16 protein-coding genes are annotated in these 19,729 nt (G+C 56.8%); 9 read left to right on the top strand and 7 right to left on the bottom strand.

Annotated features, from left to right (window positions below):
• Positions 1–6: 6 nt before the first annotated feature.
• The 3 genes from ACVWY5_RS33095 to ACVWY5_RS33105 form a co-directional block, all read right to left on the bottom strand.
• The gene (locus ACVWY5_RS33095; RefSeq protein WP_321176918.1) at positions 7–1,644 is read right to left on the bottom strand and encodes a GMC family oxidoreductase N-terminal domain-containing protein; all 1,638 of its coding nucleotides are present in this window, start codon (positions 1,642–1,644) and stop codon (positions 7–9) included.
• A 95-nt stretch (positions 1,645–1,739) separates the two neighbouring features.
• Positions 1,740–2,588, bottom strand: a complete 849-nt coding sequence (locus tag ACVWY5_RS33100) for an enoyl-CoA hydratase (protein ID WP_080673054.1) — start codon at positions 2,586–2,588, stop codon at positions 1,740–1,742.
• 23 nt (positions 2,589–2,611) lie between these two features.
• Positions 2,612–3,877 (bottom strand): CoA transferase, encoded by a 1,266-nt coding sequence (locus ACVWY5_RS33105; protein WP_028352180.1) that lies wholly within the window; start codon positions 3,875–3,877, stop codon positions 2,612–2,614.
• A gap of 531 nt (positions 3,878–4,408) precedes the next feature.
• On the opposite strand from ACVWY5_RS33105, the gene adh reads away from it, so the two are divergent.
• Positions 4,409–5,929 carry an aldehyde dehydrogenase gene (gene adh, locus ACVWY5_RS33110; RefSeq protein WP_028352181.1) on the top strand — a complete coding sequence of 507 codons (1,521 nt, stop codon included), beginning with the start codon at positions 4,409–4,411 and terminating at the stop codon, positions 5,927–5,929.
• A gap of 66 nt (positions 5,930–5,995) precedes the next feature.
• On the top strand, positions 5,996–6,376 hold the full coding sequence (locus ACVWY5_RS33115; protein ID WP_028352182.1) for a DUF779 domain-containing protein: 381 nt from the start codon (positions 5,996–5,998) through the stop codon (positions 6,374–6,376).
• A 216-nt stretch (positions 6,377–6,592) separates the two neighbouring features.
• On the opposite strand, the gene ACVWY5_RS33120 is transcribed toward ACVWY5_RS33115, so the two are convergent.
• Complete coding sequence (locus ACVWY5_RS33120) at positions 6,593–7,483, bottom strand: LysR family transcriptional regulator (RefSeq protein WP_028352183.1); 891 nt, start codon at positions 7,481–7,483, stop codon at positions 6,593–6,595.
• Positions 7,484–7,579: 96 nt separating this feature from the next.
• Between ACVWY5_RS33120 and ACVWY5_RS33125 the strand changes: the two genes are divergently transcribed.
• Positions 7,580–9,076, top strand: a complete 1,497-nt coding sequence (locus tag ACVWY5_RS33125; protein ID WP_028352184.1) for a CoA-acylating methylmalonate-semialdehyde dehydrogenase — start codon at positions 7,580–7,582, stop codon at positions 9,074–9,076.
• 143 nt (positions 9,077–9,219) lie between these two features.
• Here ACVWY5_RS33125 and ACVWY5_RS33130 read toward each other — a convergent pair whose 3' ends face one another.
• The 3 genes from ACVWY5_RS33130 to ACVWY5_RS33140 all read right to left on the bottom strand — a co-directional run bounded on the left by ACVWY5_RS33130 (position 9,220) and on the right by ACVWY5_RS33140 (position 12,608).
• Positions 9,220–9,456 (bottom strand): tautomerase family protein, encoded by a 237-nt coding sequence (locus ACVWY5_RS33130; protein WP_028352185.1) that lies wholly within the window; start codon positions 9,454–9,456, stop codon positions 9,220–9,222.
• A 510-nt stretch (positions 9,457–9,966) separates the two neighbouring features.
• Positions 9,967–11,187: an ABC transporter substrate-binding protein gene (locus tag ACVWY5_RS33135; protein WP_028352186.1), complete on the bottom strand. Its 1,221-nt coding sequence runs from the start codon at positions 11,185–11,187 to the stop codon at positions 9,967–9,969.
• Positions 11,188–11,360: 173 nt separating this feature from the next.
• Positions 11,361–12,608, bottom strand: coding sequence for an acyl-CoA dehydrogenase family protein (locus ACVWY5_RS33140; RefSeq protein WP_028352187.1), 1,248 nt, complete (start codon positions 12,606–12,608; stop codon positions 11,361–11,363).
• Positions 12,609–12,948: 340 nt separating this feature from the next.
• On the opposite strand from ACVWY5_RS33140, the gene ACVWY5_RS33145 reads away from it, so the two are divergent.
• The 6 genes from ACVWY5_RS33145 (at position 12,949) to ACVWY5_RS33170 (ending at position 19,669) form a co-directional block, all read left to right on the top strand.
• Entirely contained in the window at positions 12,949–13,287 is a 339-nt protein-coding gene (locus ACVWY5_RS33145; protein ID WP_321176919.1) for a helix-turn-helix domain-containing protein, read from the top strand.
• A gap of 1,215 nt (positions 13,288–14,502) precedes the next feature.
• Complete coding sequence (locus ACVWY5_RS33150) at positions 14,503–14,982, top strand: cupin domain-containing protein (protein ID WP_028352188.1); 480 nt, start codon at positions 14,503–14,505, stop codon at positions 14,980–14,982.
• Between the two features lie 113 nt (positions 14,983–15,095).
• Complete coding sequence (locus tag ACVWY5_RS33155) at positions 15,096–16,190, top strand: mandelate racemase/muconate lactonizing enzyme family protein (RefSeq protein ID WP_028352189.1); 1,095 nt, start codon at positions 15,096–15,098, stop codon at positions 16,188–16,190.
• A gap of 180 nt (positions 16,191–16,370) precedes the next feature.
• Positions 16,371–17,459, top strand: a complete 1,089-nt coding sequence (locus tag ACVWY5_RS33160; RefSeq protein WP_028352190.1) for a TRAP transporter substrate-binding protein — start codon at positions 16,371–16,373, stop codon at positions 17,457–17,459.
• A gap of 553 nt (positions 17,460–18,012) precedes the next feature.
• The gene (locus ACVWY5_RS33165) at positions 18,013–18,306 is read left to right on the top strand and encodes a hypothetical protein (RefSeq protein ID WP_456671785.1); all 294 of its coding nucleotides are present in this window, start codon (positions 18,013–18,015) and stop codon (positions 18,304–18,306) included.
• Positions 18,215–19,669, top strand: a complete 1,455-nt coding sequence (locus ACVWY5_RS33170; RefSeq protein WP_456671743.1) for a PQQ-dependent dehydrogenase, methanol/ethanol family — start codon at positions 18,215–18,217, stop codon at positions 19,667–19,669. The genes ACVWY5_RS33165 and ACVWY5_RS33170 overlap by 92 nt, the downstream gene beginning before the upstream one ends.
• Positions 19,670–19,729: the final 60 nt, after the last annotated feature.

A 19,729-nucleotide genomic window follows, 5' to 3' on the forward strand; every position in this document is an offset into this window, starting at 1 on the left:
CTAAACCTATACCAACCTATACGGAGCGTCCGCCAGAACGAAATGTGCACCTCTGTCAGCAATCATGATTGTCGGCGTGTTGGTGTTGCCCGACGTAATACTGGGCATTATCGAGGCGTCGATTACGCGCAGTCCATCGAGACCGATCACGCGAAGGTGCTGATCGACTACAGCCGACGGATCCGCGTCTAGTCCCATCTTTGCTGTACCGACCGGATGAAAGATAGTTGTCCCGATGTCGCCGGCAGACTTCGCCAGTGCGGCTTCGCTGTCATCGACCAGGGGCCCTGGAACGTACTCTTCGGGCCGATAGCGGCGGAGTGCTTTCTGCCTCATCAATCTTCGCGTGACACGTATGGCATCGGCTGCGACCCGTCTGTCCTCATCAGTTGAGAGGTAACCAGGGGCTATGGCGGGTTTCGCGGCAGGATCAGTCGATCGCAGGCGCACCGTGCCGCGAGACGTCGGTCGAAGGTTGCAAGCCGACACCGTGATCGCGGGAAAACGGTGCAATGGATCACCAAATTTGTCCAGCGAAAGCGGCTGGATATGGAATTCGATGTTGGAACGGTCAAACTCTGCAGACGATGTGGTGAAAATTCCGAGCTGAGACGGAGCCATAGTGAGTGGACCACGCCTGAACGCCAGATACTCCAGCCCCATCAGTGCGCGTCCACTCAGTGAATGGTAGGTCTCATTAAGCGTCTTCGCGCCATGAACCTTGTAGATCGCGCGTTGCTGCAGATGATCCTGCAGATTTCGTCCAACACCCGGCCTGTCAGCAACAATTGGAACGCCACACTCGCGCAACCACTCGGCAGGACCCACTCCGGATAACTGAAGTATCTGCGGTGATCCGATCGCACCTGCGCAGAGGATAATTTCGCCTTTTGTGCGAACCTCCAGCGATCGTCCCCCTTTGCGGTATCGGATACCCACAGCGCGCGCCCCGTCGAACAATACCTTCTCGACGAGGACATTTGTCTCGAGGCGTAGATTAGCACGGTGCAGTACGGGCTTTAGGAAGCCGCGAGCCGACGACCAGCGCAGACCACGCTTCTGATTGACATGGAAGTACCCGACGCCCGTATTTTCCCCGGTATTGAAATCGGGGACCATCGGAATACCCATCTCGGTAGCTGCTTCCGCTACCCTATCCAGGACGTCCCAACGAACTCGCGGTTGCTCAACACGCCACTCGCCGCCGGCGCCATGATGCTCCGATTCGCCCATAAAATGATCGTCAAGGCGCTTGAAGACTGGAAGGACGTCTTCCCAAGCCCAGCCGGTAAGACCAAGTTGTCGCCAATGATCATAGTCTGCGGCCTGTCCTCGCATGGAAATCATGGCATTTATTGCTGACGAGCCGCCGATTACCTTTCCCCGCGGATACTTGAGGGATCGACCGTTCAAACCCTTTTCTTTCTCCGTTTCGAACATCCAGTCCGAGCGGGGATTGCCAATAGCGAACAGGTAACCAACCGGAATGTGATACCAGATCCAGTTGTCTTTACCTCCAGCCTCCAAAAGGAGGACGCGGTTCTTACGGTCCGTCGATAGACGATTTGCTACTACGCACCCGGCAGATCCGGCGCCAACGACAATGTAGTCAAAGTCGCCGTCCAATTCGGTTTCAGCGATCACGATTGGCTCCAGGTGGCTACAATCGAAGGCAAGAAGAAATGCTCGATCCCACGACGATGGGAGCCGCGCGGCGGTCGTTGGGCAAGCTGATGCAGTCAACGATGACGGAAAACCGGCGCCCGCTTGTTTACGAAGGCGTTCATACCTTCCTTTTGGCCTTCCGTTGCGAAAGCCGCCTGAAATAGTAGACGCTCATGTCGTAACCCTTCTGACAACGGACTTTCGAATGCACGATTCACGGCCTCTTTCGCCATTTTCACCGCGGGAGCATTGTAACCGGCAATCGTGTGCGCGGCCTCCAGGGCTACTTGCAGAAGCTCAGCACTCGGTACGACCCGCGCGACGAGACCAACGGCCTTTGCCTCCGCAGCGGTGATGGTACGGCCTGTTAGGATAAGATCCATCGCAAGTGATTTTCCTACGGCCCGCGTTAGCCGCTGTGATCCCCCGATGCCCGGCAATATCCCTAGTTTGACCTCTGGTTGGCCAAATTGCGCATCCTCGGACGCAATGATGAAATCGCAAAGCAAGGCAAGTTCGCAGCCTCCACCAAGAGCGAACCCGCCGACGGCGGCAATGATCGGCTTGGAGATCGATTTCACCTCATCCCAGGGAGCGAGAAAGTCATTCATGTAAAAGCCGCTGAACGACTTCTCTGCCATTTCTGCAATATCTGCACCCGCAGCGAAGGCCCGCGAGCTACCTGTAACCACGATCGCCCCGATCTGCTCGTCTGCGTCGAACGCCCTCAATGCGGCCAGCGCTTCTACTGCCAAACGGCGGTTCAAAGCGTTCAAACTCTTGGGTCGGTTCAGGGTAATGAGGCCGACGCGATCGCGGCGTTCAACAATGATCGTTTCGTTCGACCCGGTCGAGGACACGGAGGTCCCCGCCTCCGAAGTGAGAGCGCCGTCTTTGCGGATTGTTGCAACAGTGTTGCTCATGGCCATTTTCCTTCGCTTCGGTTTCACTCGGCTGCCCGGGGGAGCGGATTGCAGGCGTCGACGTGGGCGGGCGCGGGCTCATCGACCGCTGGAGCCGCGTAGGCTCCGCTTGGGGCCATAAGTTCGCTCAGGATCTCTTCGCGATGTTGGTTGAGCCCTGGCGCAATGGCCGGCGTCTCTACGTCATTCTCTGCATATCCAGTCAAACGGATCGGATTGCCTGCGGTACGGACAGGGTTGTGACCCTGTCCCCGCACTTTGATGATCATGTTGCGAGCCTTGAGCTGCGGGTGATCGAACAACTTGTCGATGGTGTTGATTGGGGAGCAGGGAACACCAGCTTCGTTGAGCCTTTCGATCCAATGTTGGACGGGCTGCCGCGTTGTGATCACCTCGATGGACTTGACCATTGCAGGGCGATTGGTGCAACGCAGGTCATTGCTCATGAACCTCGGATCGAGCGCTAAGGCCGGGGACCCGAGCGCATCTGCCATCAACATGAACAGCGTATCGTTTCCAGCCGCAATGATGAACCGGCCGTCCTTCGCGGCGAAACTCTCGAACGGAGCAAGTGAGGGGTGACTGTCGCCCGTACGGCCAGGTACTTTGCCTTCAACATCGAAGCGCGCAAGCGCCGTTTCCATCAGCGCAGCTTGACAATCGAGCATGCCGATATCGACACGCGCTCCTTGCGCATTTTGGACCCGTTTATAGAGCGCGGAGAGTATTCCTATGGTCGCGAACAGCGCTGCGCCGAGGTCACCAAAGCTTGTTCCGACACGTGACGGCGGGCCATCTGGCCATCCGGTCAAGCTCATCACTCCGCCCATGGCTTGCACCACCATATCGTACCCGGGAAGGTCACTAAACGGACCCGAGTGGCCAAAGCCCGAGATTGACGCATAGACGATGTGAGGATGCGTCTTAGCCAATCGCTCCGCACCATAGCCGAGACGATCCATGACGCCCGGGCGGAAGTTTTCGACAACGACGTCGGCCCGGTCGAGCAACAGCTCGAGCAACTCTCGATCACGCGGCGACTTGATATCGAGAACAATACTCTCCTTACCTCGATTGAAGCACATAAAATATGCCGACTCGCCGGCGACAAAGGGACCAAATGCACGCGTGTCGTCGCCAGTGCCGAACTTTTCAACCTTGATGACCCGCGCGCCCAAGTCCGCCAGCACCATGGTGCAGTATGGCCCCGCTAAAACGCGCGAGAAATCGAGGACTGTAATCCCTTCGAGCGGGCCCTTTTTCGGAGCCTGATTCTGCGCGTCCCCCATAAGCAGGTCCTCCCGGCACAGCAGCTGTTGCGCCTTAGGGACGCAATCAACCAAACAAATTCTAGCCCGGCGCCGAGGTGGTGGCCGCTCCACTATGGCCGCCTCATCGAGCCATGAAGCCCTCAACACTCGATTGATCATCGAGGAGAGATCAACAACCCAAGAAGGCTAGTTATTCAGCGGGATGGCGCGCCGGTGAAGTACCGGTTCCGAAGAAAGGTCTGAGTCCGCAGAGGGCAGCCGAACCGGTACCAGTAGATTCACGGCGACTGGTACCATCGCGCTCAGGACGTTGCTCCCTGCGCATTCGTGAACAGGTCCGTATGGTTGCTGGTCTTTTTTGCACGAGATGGGCCTCACCTCGCGTCGTTATATTTCGTTGGATATAGCGTTGACGACGCTTCATCGTTCGGCCCAGACTGCCTTCCGCCTTTGGCCGGGTACCGGAACGGTGCTTGCGTGGGAGCGAAACCACCACAGCGGCCACGGCTTGGCGCCCCAGGGGCGCGATCTCATCAACGAGGAAACGCCATGTATCAACAAGCTCTCGACAAAGTCTCGAAACAGGTTCTGATCCGCGACCGGTATGACAATTTTATTGGAGGAAGATGGGCGGCGCCGATCGAGGGAAGATACTTTGACAACCCGAGCCCGATCACCGGCAAGCGACTTTGCCAGGTCCCTCGGTCCACGGCAGCAGATATCGAACTTGCGCTTGACGCTGCCCATAAGGCCAAGGATGCGTGGGCCCGCACGTCGGTGCAGGAACGATCGCGTATCCTGAACAAGATCGCTGACAAGATCGAGGCAAACTTGGATTTGCTAGCTCTGGTCGAGACCCTCGACAACGGCAAGCCGATCCGAGAAACCACGCATGGCGACATGCCGCTGGTAGTCGATCATTGGCGCTATTTTGCCAGCGTCGTACGGGCGCAGGAGGGAGGCATTTCGGAGATTGACCACGATACAGTGGCCTATCACTTCCATGAGCCGCTCGGTGTCGTCGGTCAAATCATTCCGTGGAACTTTCCGATTCTAATGGCGACCTGGAAGCTAGCACCAGCGCTCGCGGCCGGTAACTGCGTCGTGCTGAAACCGGCCGAGCAGACGCCGCTCGGTATCCTCGTCGTCATGGAGCTGATTGCCGATCTCCTGCCGCCCGGCGTCGTCAACGTCGTCAACGGATTCGGCATCGAAGCGGGTAAGCCACTGGCGCAAAATAGGCGAATTGCCAAAGTTGCGTTCACCGGCGAGACGACAACAGGGCGCATGATCATGCAGTATGCGTCAGACAACATCATCCCCGTCACGCTCGAGCTAGGCGGCAAATCGCCCAACATCTTCTTTTCCGACGTAGCCGAGCTAGATGACGACTTTTTCGACAAGGCCCTGGAAGGCTTTGCTATGTTCGCGCTCAACCAGGGCGAGGTTTGTACCTGCCCGAGCCGCGTGCTCGTTCAAGACGCGATCTATGACAAGTTCATGGAGAAGGCCGTCGCCCGCACCAGAAGAATCAAGCAAGGCCATCCCCTCGATCCTGAGACAATGATCGGTGCCCAAGCCTCCAACGACCAACTCGAAAAGATACTTTCGTATCTCGAGATCGGGAAACAGGAGGGGGCTAAAGTGTTGACCGGCGGCAAGCGCGCTAAGTTGGATGGTGAGTTGGCTGGAGGTTACTACGTCGAGCCCACCATCTTCGAGGGCAACAACAAGATGCGCATCTTCCAGGAGGAGATATTCGGACCGGTCGTATCAGTCACGAAGTTCAAGGATGAGAGCGAAGCGCTCACGATTGCGAACGATTCATTGTACGGCCTCGGCGCCGGCATCTGGACTCGCAATGGCAACCGCGCTTATCGCTTCGGTCGCGCCATTCAGGCCGGTCGTGTCTGGACCAACTGCTATCACACTTACCCGGCCCACGCGGCCTTTGGCGGCTACAAACAGTCGGGCATCGGCCGCGAGACCCACAAGATGATGCTGGATCACTACCAGCAGACGAAAAACATGCTGGTGAGCTATTCAACCAAGGCACTTGGGTTCTTTTGAGGACGTCGAATCCCAAACAGGCGCGGGGGCTTCCCCGCGCCTGTCGTTCTTACGTGGAGGTGGACGATGGTCAACAGGGTCGAGATTACAGACGAAGCTATCAAGATCGTCGAGCACCTTAGGACGCGGCATGGCGCACTCATGTTTCATCAATCCGGCGGCTGCTGCGACGGCTCCGCGCCAATGTGCTATCCGACAGGCGATTTCAGGGTTGGACCGCAGGACGTGTTGCTGGGGACTATCGCAGGCTGCAATTTCTATATCGGCGCGGCACAATTTGAGTACTGGCAGCATACCCAGCTCATCATCGACGTCGTCGCCGGCCGCGGCTCCGGGTTTTCAGCGGAGGCACCGGAGGGCGTCAGATTTTTGACCCGCAGCCGGGTATTCACAGAAGAAGAAGTTGCCGAGCTTGACGCTGCCGGCTCCCCTACCCGCGCGGCTTGATCTGCCACCGCCACTGGAATGAAATGCCAATCGATCTCCACGCCCCTTCACGTCACGAGACCACGGCTCACGCTCTGGACGCGGCGACCAACCAGCGCCTGCGTTTGGCCGACGATCGCCAGGGGGCGGATCGTGCGAACGTTAGCCGTTCACGGCGCCAAGATTGAGCAACTACCTCGATGCAGCCCGCGGCTTCTTCGATGTTCAATTCCGTCGTTATGACCAGCTTGCGAATTCGCGGCGAGCTGAACGCACGGTCGCAACAATGTGCGAATGAACCGCCGATACCCTGCGTGTGTGATGAGTATCAGGATGGGAAACCAACCAGTAGCTTCGTACAAAGTTCGTTTGGGGCAGCAATCGCTTAAGCTCAGGGAAGCGCTTCGCGGCATAATCATGCAGTATGCCGACGCCGTGACCACGCCTCACCGCCTCCATCTGAGCCACCACGCTTCCGCACTCGTAGTGTCTGTTCATGAACTTCCCAAGCGCCGATGCATAGTCGAGCGCCCGGCTATAAACGAAGTCCTCAATATGAGTAACGAAGAGCCGACCCGCGAGATCGGACTGCTTCCGAATCGGACCTGTACGCTCAAGATAGCTTTCAGTGCTATAGATGCTAAGCGTATAGTCGGTGAGCTTCGTAATTATCAAGCTGCCCTGTTTCGGCCGGTCCAGCGTTATTGCTATGTCTGCTTCACGCTTGGAAAGAGAGAATGTTCGCGGCAAAGGGACAAGCTGAATCAGTAGATCTGGGTGTTGCGTGGCCAACGCTCCAAGCGCGTTGGCAAGAAAATAGTTGCCAAGTCCATCTGGAGCGCCGACACGAACCGTGCCCGAGATCAGCTCTGACGATCCACTCAGTTGGGCACCGACCTGAAGAAATCCCGATTCTGCCCGCTCAGCCACGTCGACGAGGGCTTCCCCTGCACTCGTGAGCACGCAGCCCGTCGTGCTGCGCTCGACAAGCTTGGTCTTCAGGTCTGCTTCAAGCGCACCGAGCTGCCGCGCCACCGTCGCATGATTCACACCTAGACGCTGCGCCGCGCCAAGGATCTGGCCGGTGCGTGCTACTTCCAAAAAAGTCCGTATGTGATCCCAGTCCATGACTACTTTATTTTTTGCACAACAAATCCGCGAAAGTTCGTATTGCTGTGCGCAACTTAACATTCGATACCAGGCGGAGGCAATGAGGAGGACACCTTGGTTACGCAGATTAGGCATTTTATCGATGGCAAGCTCGTTTCGGGACGTTCTGGACGGACGACTCCGGTCTTCAATCCTGCTACCGGCGAGCAGACCGGATCACTGTCCATTGCGGGCATCGCTGATGTCGCGGACGCTGTCGCTGCCGCGAGCAAGGCTTCACACCAATGGGCGGCAACTACGCCTTTGCGACGCGCTAGGATATTGAATCGCTTCCTCAGAATCCTCGAGGATCGGGTCAGCGATCTCGCGGACATAATCGTAGCCGAGCATGGCAAAGTCCATTCGGACGCTGTTGGCGAAATTCAGCGTGGCATGGAAGTCGTCGAGTTCGCGACGTCTGCTCCGCAGTTGCTGAAGGGCGACTTCACCGAGAACGTTGGTACTCGCGTGGATAGTTATTCCGCTCGGCAACCCCTCGGTGTCGTCGCCGGCATCACTCCGTTCAATTTTCCCGCAATGGTACCGATGTGGATGTTTCCCGTCGCCCTTGCGTGTGGCAACACATTCATTCTGAAACCATCAGAGCGAGATCCCTCTGCATCACTGGTCATCGCGGAGTGGCTGAAAGAAGCTGGCCTGCCAGACGGTGTATTCAACGTGGTCCACGGGGATAAAGAAGCCGTGGACGCGCTACTTCATCATCCTGGCATCGCGGCAATCAGCTTCGTTGGCTCGACCCCGATTGCCCGGTACATCTATGAAACCGCCGCAACAAAGGGGAAGCGCTGCCAGGCCTTGGGCGGCGCCAAGAACCACATGATCATCATGCCTGATGCCGATATGGATCAGGCGGTTGATGCTTTGATGGGGGCGGCATATGGCTCCGCCGGCGAGCGGTGCATGGCCATCTCCGTCGCCGTCCCGGTCGGGGAGACGACAGCCGACCGGCTGATTTCAGCATTGGAGCCAAAGGTTCGCGGCTTGAAAATCGGCCCCGGCTCCGATGGCGAAGCAGAGATGGGCCCGTTGGTCACGAAGCAGCACCTCGAGAAGGTACGCGGCTACATTGACGCTGGCGTCGCTGAGGGAGCAAAACTGCTCGTCGACGGTCGCGGCTTCAAGATGCAGGGTTATGAGAGCGGCTTCTTCCTTGGCGGCACACTGTTCGATCGTGTCACAACGGATATGAAGATCTACCGAGAAGAGATCTTTGGACCCGTCTTGTCCGTTGTTCGGGCCCCCGACTACAAGGCGGCTGCTCAGATGATCAATGACCACGAATTCGGCAACGGGACATCGATCTTTACCCGAGACGGTGATGCCGCGCGGGAATTTGCGCACGAGATCAAAGTTGGGATGGTTGGCATCAATGTCCCGATTCCCGTACCCATGGCGTTTCACTCATTCGGCGGATGGAAGGCGTCGATCTTCGGCGACCATCACATGCACGGCCCGGAGGGCGTTCGCTTCTATACTCGGTTGAAGACCATCACGAGCCGATGGCCCACGGGTATTCGTGCCGGTGCGGAATTCGTAATGCCGACCATGTAAGTACGAAGCTGATGCTCGCTGCGCAGCCAACGCAGCGGGCACTAGCCATTAGGTCCTGTCAGAGAGATACCCACAACCCGCAACATCCCGCGGATGCGTGTCTGACGATAGGACGCCGTCGAGCGGGGCGGCCTTCCGAACCGTTAGGTGCCGCCAGCGGCGCGACGCTTGCGAAATTCAGGTACCGGCAAGCCACCCCAGCCCCAGTTCTCGGTCTCTACTTCCTCAATGATGACAAAGGTCGCCTCGAGGGGCTTGTTGAGCACTTTCAACAGAAGTTGGCTCACACCCGCGATGAGTTCAGCCTTCTCTTCCGACGATACCGAGTCTCGGCCAGGTGCAGACCCCTCCCGGGTAACCTGGATGGTAACGATTGGCATTAACGTCCTCCTTCAGTTGCCGGCGCTGGTCCGCCGTCCGCGTGAAACATGTGTCGGCTGCCGCAGCTGCCGAATTTGGTTCCCATCCATGATGCCGTGAATGTGCCCATCTGCGGGACTGGTCGGTGTCAAAAGAGAGCAATCTCGCCCCAACCGACGACCAACCAGGCTCCACAGCAAGCGAAGCCTAGATCGCCAAGATAACCGTTGGAAACCCCGTAACCTTTCTTTCCGGCGACTCTCGAGTTTCCCTGTGGTTACCAAGAAGACGAACGGTTTCGCTGAGGACCCCTTCATCCACCGGCGAATGCGCCATGCCAAACGCGGCATTTGGACGATCGCCTCAAGCAACGACCTGCGTCGTATCCGTAACGTAAGCCAACAACGGGAGATCACAGTTGCGAGCGCTCGAAGTAGAGCCGGATTTGTCCAGCTCGCAGATACACAACTGCATCAATCGTCCGCTTCGATCCGAAAGATCAAAGAAGTCCGTTCAGCACAAAGTTCGCGCTACTTTTTGACCAACGAGCAGGCACTTTCCGAGAGCGGTCTGAATGCCTCGTCGCCCGGGGTCGTTCCTACCAGCTTGTAATAGTCCCATGGCCCCTTTGATTCGGACGGTGTTTTGACCTCGAACAGATAAGCTGTGTGAATTTTGCGACCGTCCGCGCGAATGGTGCCCTTGCCGAAAAGCGGATCGTCCGTCGGCGTTTCCTTCATCTTTTCGACCACTTTGATACCGTCATGCGGATTGCCACCGAGCGATTCCAGTACCTTGAAGTAATGCAAGAGCCCCGAGTAAACGCCCGCCTGTACCATTGTGGGCTGGGCTTTAGTCTTCATCCGTTCAGAAAAGCGCTTCGAAAACGCACGCGTTTCGGCATTAAGATCCCAGTAGAACGTCTCCGTCAGGGTTAAGCCTTGCGTCACCTTGAGCCCAAGCGAGTGAACATCGGTAATGAACAGCAAAAGGCCGGCGAGCTTCTGGCCTCCCGCGGTGATGCCGAACTCGGAAGCCTGCTTGATTGTATTGCTTGTGTCTCCCCCGGCATTGGCCATGCCGATGATTTTGGCCTTCGAGGCTTGCGCCTGCAGCAGGTAGGAAGAGAAGTCTGATGAGTTCAAGGGATGCCTCACAGTACCGACCACCTTGCCTCCAGATTTTGCCACAACAGCAGTAGTATCCCGCTCCAGGGCAGTACCGAACGCATAGTCAGCAGTCAGAAAGAACCAGGTATCACCGCCCGTTTTCACCAACGCCTGCCCCGTGCTTTTGGCAAGCATGTACGTATCATAGACCCAGTGGATTGTATTTGGCGAGCACTGGGCATTGGTAAGATCTGACGTGGCGGCCCCAGCATTTATCATGATGGAGTTCTTCTCTCTCACCACATGGTTCACCGCCAGAGCAACACCAGAGCTCACGACGTCTACGAAGATATCGACTTTGTCGACGTCAACCCATTGCCGTGCGATGCTGGTGGCGACGTCTGGCTTGTTCTGGTGATCCCCAGAAATCACGTCGATCTGCCAGCCTTTGAGCGCAAGCCCCGAATCCTCAACCGCCATTCGAGCAGCCACGACGGACCCTGCGCCGCTCAGGTCGGCGTAGAGGCCGGAATGATCGGTCAATACGCCGATCTTGATCGCTTTATCTTGAGCCGAGGCACCATTGGCGGTCACTAGAGCCAGTGCGGCCCCAAGCACGAAAGCCGAAGTTACGTTCTTCATTAGTCCCCCAAAACCGATTCTCGACAGAATGTCCGCGACGCGATGAGCGATTGGGACGGACTATTGCTTGTGCTTCGGTTCAGCAGCCTCCTCAGGAGCTCTATAATTGGACGGTGCTCCTGAGGCCGCACAGCTTGCGAACACGACCTAGCTCGCGTCCCAGCTAACCTCTGCTAGCCTCGGCCTTCGGCCGACGCCAATCCGTCATAGTTGGCCGATCGGAACATCGCATGCAGCTGGCGTCGCCGCACACCCATATTGCCTCCGTCGTAGAGTGGGAAGCAAAGCGCGTCCTGCATCAAGCCCGCGAGCGGGAACATATCGGTGTAACTGTTCACGCCAACCAAACGCATCGCATCATAGACCACCTGAACGCACAGTTCAGAGCAATAGACCTTTGTCATGACGGCCAACTCACGGCTGCGTCCGCCGGTGATATCAAGCTGGTGGCACGCCTTCCAGGTCAGGTAGCGCGCAGCCTCAATGCGCATCTTGATGTCGGCCAGCATGAAGCCGACGTTCTGATGCTCGATCACGGGACCGGTTCCCAAACGCTTATCGGTCTTGGAAAACTGGAGAGCGGTATCAAACGCTGTTCTCATGACGCCGACGCATGCAGCTCCGATGAGTGCGGCTGACCACGAGAAGGTCGTTTCCACGATACCGATGCCATCGCCTGGCTGTCCTACGATGTTGTCCACCGGCACGCGCACATCCTCGAAATGGATCCGAGGTGAATTTGCTGCGCGATGTCCGACCGTATCCAGAAGCCCTGTCACCTTGATGCCCCGAGCGCTTCCCGGCACGACGATGACAGCCAGCGATTCTTGCGGAGAACGCTGCGGATCCGTTCGACAAACCACGCTGTACAAATGCGCACCATTGCCGTCCCATCCGGATCCATTCGTCGTGAAGTGTTTCTGGCCGTTGATGACCCACTCGTCTCCTTCTCGGCGTGCAAAGGTTTGCACTCCAGCCGTCGGGTCTGGACAATCGAAGTTGGCACCGCCAGCGACTTCAGTGAACGCGAATGCGGCCAGGCGCGATCCATCTTCGACAAAATCGGGCAGAAACCGCTTTCTTTGGGCCGCAGTTCCGAAGCGCAATAGCGGTTCAAAGCCAAGACCCGTGGCTACCAACGCGGTAGGCACGTTAATGTCGACGGCCGCCAGCTCCTCGGTTGCCAGTGCGAGGTCGACGACCTTAAGCGCTGTGCCGCCCAATTCGGTAGGAAGCAGCGCCTTGATGAAACCCGCGTCAGCCATTGCCTGGTAAAACGGCCGGGTCGCATAGAAGCGCTGCTCCGGCCGAGGCAACGGCTCGATCGTGGGCGCGACTTTGCGCAGGACTTCGGCTGCAAAGGCGCGTGCGCCGGCCTGCAAATCTCGTTGAGGCTTGCTGAGTGTGAAATCAATTGCCATTGGAGTCCCCCTTAGACGGCAAGAAGTGGTTCGTTAAATCTTCTATTCTTGGACGTGCACGTATCCGGGCAATCCCGCAGACGTCGAACGATCGCCGTCATCGCTCAAAACTTGCGATGAGCCGCTCGGATCGCGTCAGATTGGTAGCGGGTATTTCCGAATGCCACGGCGTGACGAGCAAAGGCTAAATCGAGGAGATATCGCTTGGAAACCCCCATGACCTCAGGGTAGCCTAACTCTCAGGTTTCCATTTGGTTACCGAAGAAGGTCAGCCATGGTTCTCAAGGTGCGCAAGAACAGGACTCAACCGCCGCGGCCATCCTGCGCGCTAGCGGAGTGCATGTCGCTGATTGGCGGCGCTTGGACGCCAAACATCATCTGGTATTTGTCCTCTGGGCCACGGCGTTTTAGCGAATTGAGAACCGACCTCTCCTCGATTTCCGCGAAAGTCCTCAGCGCACGACTTCGAAATCTCGAGACCAGACGTGTAATCGTTCGAAGCGTGATGTCTACCTCGCCGCCTTCGGTCGAATATGCTCTCACGGAGCTAGGCAAAGAGCTCGTTCCGGCGATCAAGGCAATCGTCGAAGTAGGTCACAGGCTTAAAGCCCAAATTGAGAGGGAGCCTGAAGTAACCAGGTCCACCGGAACGCGGAACACGACACAAACCGTGGCCTAGAAGAGCATGGGCCTTGTCGTTCGTTCAGCTGAACAAGCAGATTAAGTCATGCCAGGAAGCAAGACCGGCGATCGGGTGGCGCGCGGGTAAATCCGAGCGAACGTCGACACTATTTTTAGGGCGTTCGGTTGCGCGAATCGCGCGAGCAACCTCAAGAGTAAGCATCTGCCGTTCACGAGATACGGCAGATGCACGGATTTCCCAATGATCAGTTACCGCTTGAGCGAACGCCTCACGTTGCTCTGAATGGGCTCGGCAAGTGTTGCCGGATCCGCTATCAGCAGATCCCGCAAAGGGCTCCACGAGGAATCAGGCGAGCAAGGACCGCAGGCTTTGGTCCTCCAGTGTGCGACCAATATCCTCCAGCAACATAGTTCACTCGATCTCGGATGAACGCCGAGCGCTCGATCGCGTCGACTGATCCAGGCATATCGAGCGCATGTGCATTACCGTATACCGACGCGCCGGCGGTGCCTACCGTCGCTGAGCACAACAAGATCAGCATTGCCGACCGGCGCAAAACGCCAATCCATTGGTAGTTGAGGGCTCGAGCCCCCCTTTTCATGAATGCCTCACAGAGGCCGGTCAAGCTTTTCAACTGTGACATAAAGACACTCCTTTACTGGTTTGTCGCCAGGTCAATCCCGCGACGAACCGATTGTGGAATGCATTTTTGTTCTCCATCATCGGTAAGATGACCGATGACGCTTTCATGGAGAGATGGTTGCTCGGCCTGCGCCTGAACTCCAACTTGGCTTACGCATCAAGCAGTCGCAGGTTCGACTTTTGGCGCGCGACGGCACGAGAGTATTCTGATTGACCGAGCGCAAGCGCTTCGAGACATTGAGCTTCGCAGCTTGATGCAGTCCTATGCAGCGGATCGCACGCTAACAGGTCGGCGGAACCAGCTCCAATCGGTCGATGGGCTCGCAATTTCAATCATTGCCAAGATCGTCTGCGACTTTCTGCTCGTCGCGCACTTGTTGCACGCGCGAGGACGACGTTCAGTTTATCACCGTGAAGGCTTTTAGGGCGGTCCCGTCGAAAGCAACCTTGCGTCCTTGGTAGCACGATCGTCTGATCGCTATCCCAGATCCTTTCGCGTTACCTGGCGGTTACTCCATTCTATCTGGTCAGCGGCATGCGGGATCGGTGGATCACCGGCAAACATGCTAGGGCTCCAACTCTCGGAACCGTTAGAAAGGAGTCTCGAAAATGAAGCGCGCAGTTGCTTGTGGATTTTCCGCATTGGGACTGATGTTGACTATCGTCCCGGCGCAGGCGCAAGGAATATCAACGAGTGAATTCGGCGCCGTCCTGTCCGAGAACATCGAGTGGAAGTCATTTCCGGCCTTTCCAGAATCAGTACGGCTTGCCGTGGTCGTCGGCGACCCCAAAAAGCCGGCTCCGTTTGTGGTGCGGGTAAAGGTACCGGCGAACGCCAAGATCATGCCCCATTCACATCCGGAGGACCGCATCTACACGGTGATCTCGGGGGTGTTCTACATTGGTATTGGCGACAAGTACGATGCCGCCGCGCTAAAGGCCTACGCCCCGGGCAGCGTCATCGTTTTGCCAGGCAATACGCCACATTTTCATTGGGCCAAATCCGGCGAGTATGTGTCCCAGGTCAGCGCCATTGGGCCGCTTGGCCTTAGCTATATAGATCCGGCAGACGACCCGCGGAAGAAATAGTATCGCCCGGCCGGCGGAAGCGAGCGATCACGCGAATTGAAGACCACCGCTTTGGGCCTGAGCCTGATCGCTCAATCTTCCCAAGAAGAACTGCCACTTCAGAGACCCATTACATGAAGATTAGATCAATCGAACCGATGGTATTGAAGATACCATTCGACGCCGGGGCTTCCAGCCAGGGGTTTGGCGATAAGCCATGGACATCTTATGACATGCTTATCGTAAAGGTCGAAACCGACAGCGGCCTTGTGGGATGGGGGGAAGCCTGGGGCTATGGGATCATACCCGCTACAAAGACTACAATTGCCGAAGTCCTTCGCCCCCATCTGATCGGCCGTGACGTGGCTGGCTTCCCGGCGATGCTCGACGAGATTCGCTATAAGCTACATCTCTTCGGGCGCAATGGTACAGTGAACTACTCACTGGCGGGCATCGAAATCGCGCTCTGGGATATCTGGGGCAAAGCACACAACGCTTCCATTCACGAACTTCTCGGTGGCGGCAGACGTCTTGCCTTCGAGGCCTATGCCAGCCTATTGCCGTATCGCGCGCCCGACGTCGTAGCAAAAATCTCGGCTCGAGCTGTGGCCGAAGGCTACGCGGCGATCAAACTGCATGAGATCGAAATGCCACCGATTCGCGCTGCGCGCGCGGCAATCGGCCCTGACGTTGCGCTGACAGTCGATACCAACTGTCCTTGGACACTTGAGCAAGCCAAATCTATGGCGCGGCAGATGGCCGACTGCAACGTTATGTGGCTAGAGGAGCCAATATGGCCGCCAGAAAATTTCTCTGCTCTCGCCGAGCTCAACCGCGGGTCCGGTATCGCAATTGCGGCGGGTGAGAATGTTGGTTCAGTCCGCGAATTTTCGACGATGCTTGCATTGAATGCCGTGACTTACGTTCAACCGAGCGTCACGAAGATCGGTGGGATTGCCGAGATGCAAAAGGTTTTCGTGCTGGCAGATTCGCATAATGTGACGGTTGCTCCGCACTCCCCCTATTTCGGTCCAGGCTTCGCCGCCACGCTGCACCTGGCAGCAACGCTTCCTTACGCCGTCCAGATCGAACGCGTTTACTTGAATCTCGAAGCATCGCCGTTCGGTGCAATGATCAACCTGAAGGATGGCAGACTCATCGTTCCGTCTGGGCCAGGGCTCGGAATCGAGCCGGATCTTGCGCTGCTTACCCGATATCGGGTGGCTTAACTGATCTTCTAGCGATCGACGTCTCACGTCTGGCCGCCTTCTGCATCCGATCAGCGATCCAGCCAACACGGACGATGTGGGTTCGCCTTGACCGCTCAATCCACTAACGGGCCGCGACGTTCAGGCATGCAACACGCTTGCCGGGCAACTCATTCTCATTCGAGCAGAAGGGAGCAGCTAATGAAGCGACGGGAATTTATCAGAGCAGCCGGTCTCGGGGGAGCGGCTACAGCAATAAGTGCCCCCGCGGTGGCCCAATCGACGCCTGAACTTCGATGGCGACTGGCTTCGAGCTTTCCAAAGTCGCTTGACACGATCTTTGGCGCGTCCGAGATCTTCTCGAAAGCTGTTGCCGAGGCTACGGACAACAAATTCCAGATCCAGATCTTTGGCGCTGGCGAGATCGTGCCGGGCCTCCAGGCGTTAGACGCAGTCTCCAACGGTACGGTGGAGATGGCGCATACCGCCACCTATTACTACATTGGTAAGGATCCAACCTTTGCCTTCGGGACTTCTGTTCCGTTCGGACTAAACAGCCGCATGCAAACGGCATGGCTCCAAGTCGGGGGAGGCGCCGAGCTATTCAACGACTTTCTGAAACCCTACAACGTGGTTGCAATCTTGGCTGGCAATACCGGCTGCCAGATGGGTGGTTGGTTTCGAAGGGAACTCAAGGAACCATCAGATTTGAGTGGCTTGAAAATGCGCATCGGTGGATTTGCTGGGCGAGTTTTGACCAAGCTAGGCCTCGTCCCGCAACAGTTGGCGGCCGGCGACATCTATCCGGCGCTGGAAAAGGGAACCATTGATGCCGCGGAGTGGATCGGCCCGTATGATGACGAAAGGCTCGGCTTTCACAAGGTAGCAAAGCACTACTACTTTCCAGGTTGGTGGGAGGGAGGGCCGTCGCTCCACAATCTTGTCAATCTTTCTAAATGGGACTCTCTGCCGGCAGGCTACAAATCGATTATCAAATCCGCCTCATCGCTGGCTACTGAAACGATGCTGGCGCGTTACGACGCTTACAATCCGATTGCTCTGAAACGATTGGTTGCAAACGGGACTCAGCTACGCCCGTTTCCTCAATCGATCATGGAGGCGTCGTGGGCGGCCGCAAATGAGATCTATACGGAAACTTGCGCCAGCAATCCAAACTTCAAGAAGCTTTACGATCAAATGACGATGTTTCGAAGAGATCAATACGCCTGGTGGCAGGTCGCCGAATACAGCTTTGACGGATTCCAGATTCGGGCACGCGCACGAAACTAATCCCTGCGATAAGGACTCGAACTAAGGGCCCTACTTAACACACAAGCGGGGCCGATCTTTTTCGACGAGCGAATTCAACCACTCTGCTCAGCTGGAAGCGTGACGCTGCGGACGCGGAGTTCGCGCTCTCAATGCCGTAGCGTGCGCAGCGCCTCGGCAATTTAGATGCCTACCGAAAGGGATCTCGTGAGATCAGCGAATGATTCTCGATGGCATTCGGGGCTTTATCATCAGCAAACGCGTCTTCTTCGAATGATCAATACGTATTCGAATGCTAGCTCGTTTTGCGAGCACGCGCCCTCAGTTCAGCGCAATTTGGCTACGTGCCTCATCATCGCGAACACAGATGACCGTGATCTGTATTAATCATTGTCCCTCCATATCGTCATTATTTACCGTCGTGACGAAGCCGATGGAACAACTTCCATGCGTCGTTCCTTGCGAAAGCAGGACGGTCCGACATCCGAGCGCGATGCGGCGACAATCACTCTAGGAGAGATACATGACGTCAAGGAGCAGGACTATCTTCGCTGGCGCGGCCATTTTTGTCAGCATGACAATCGGTGCGGGCGCAAACGAGTCTGTTAGCCAAGCTGTCGCGCATCCCGAGTACTGGGCGGTCGCGGGCCACGATTACGCCAACACTCGCTTTAGCCCACTCAAGCAGATTAACTCGGACAATGTCGCCAAACTTTCATTGGTCTACTCATTCTCGCTTGGTTCATTGCGATCCAATGAATCGTCGCCGGTTGTAATTGGGAACACCGCTTTATGTCACGTCGTCATGGGGACCGAAGTACGTCTATGCGCTCGATGCTACGACTGGATCTCGCAAATGGACGTATGAGCCAGATATCCCCGATGATGTTCTTCAATACGCCTGCTGCGACGTCAATAATCGCGGCGTGTCCATCGCCGATGGCAAGGTTTTCGTGGGGCGGCTCGACGGAAAGTTGACCGCACTTGATGCCACGACCGGCAAAGAGCTCTGGACCACCAACGTAGTTGACTACAAACAAGGATCGGTCATCACCTCCCCACCGCTGGTCGTTCGGGACAAAGTCATTACCGGCTTTGGCGGCGGCGAATACGGCGTTCGAGGCGCTCTACAGGCCTACGATACCGCTACGGGTAAGCAAGCCTGGAAGACTTTCACGGTGCCCGCGCCAGGAGAACCCAACAGCGACACATGGAAAGGCGACACCGGGCTAAAAGGGGGTGGGGCGGCATGGCTGGTCGGCTCTTATGATGTAAAGACCGACACCGTCTACTGGGGTACTAGCAATCCTGGTCCCTGGAATACCAGTGTTCGATCGACCGGTGATGGCGAGTTCGGCAAACTGACAAACCTCTATACGTCGTCAACACTTGCCATCGACCCCAACACTGGCAAGATCAAATGGCATATTCAGAACACACCAGCCGACGCGTGGGACTACGACGGCGTCAACGAAAACATTCTCGCGGATCTTAAGATCGGCAACAAGACCGTTCCCGCTTTGATGAAAGCGGATCGCAACGGCTTCTTCTTCGTCTCCGACCGCGAGACGGGGAAGGTCCTATCCGCGGAAAAGTACGTGTTCACAAACTGGGCTGAAAAGTGGGACACCACAACGCTACGCGCCGTTGAGAATTCCGAGAAGCGGCCTGGCGCAAACCGGCCTTCTAAGGATATCTGCCCGAACTTGATCGGCGGCAAGAATTGGCAACCGATGTCGTTCAATCCGGAAACCGGCCTCGTATATATTCCAAGCAATAACATGTGCATGGACTTCTCGGTTAACGATGTCTCTTACAAGCGAGGCGTTTTCTATCTCGGCGCGGAGTTCATAACGAAGGAAGGTCCAGGGGGCTTCCTCGGCGAGCTCGTCGCGTGGGATCCGGTAACGAACAAAAAGGCATGGAGCATTCGGGAGGATCTTCCCTTCAATGGCGGCACACTGACCACCGGCGGCAACTTGGTGTTCTCTGGCAATCTTCGTGGCGACTTCCGAGCAATCGACGCAAAGAATGGCAAAATTCTCTGGACGAGAAACCTCGGTTCGGGCATCGGCGCGGGTCCAGTGACCTACTCGATTAACGGCAAACAGTACGTGGCAGTCGTCGTGGGGCGTACTGCGGCAATTCCCGCATTTCTTGGAGATGTCGGCAAGAAAATGACGGCTGCAGCACCCGAAGGCGGCGCATTGTTTGTTTTTGCAGTTGAGTAAGCCTCAGCGCGTCATGGGCAGGGGTGACACAGCTCCTGCTCATGATGCGCCACTCTCCCG

Source organism: Bradyrhizobium sp. USDA 3256 (assembly GCF_054058275.1).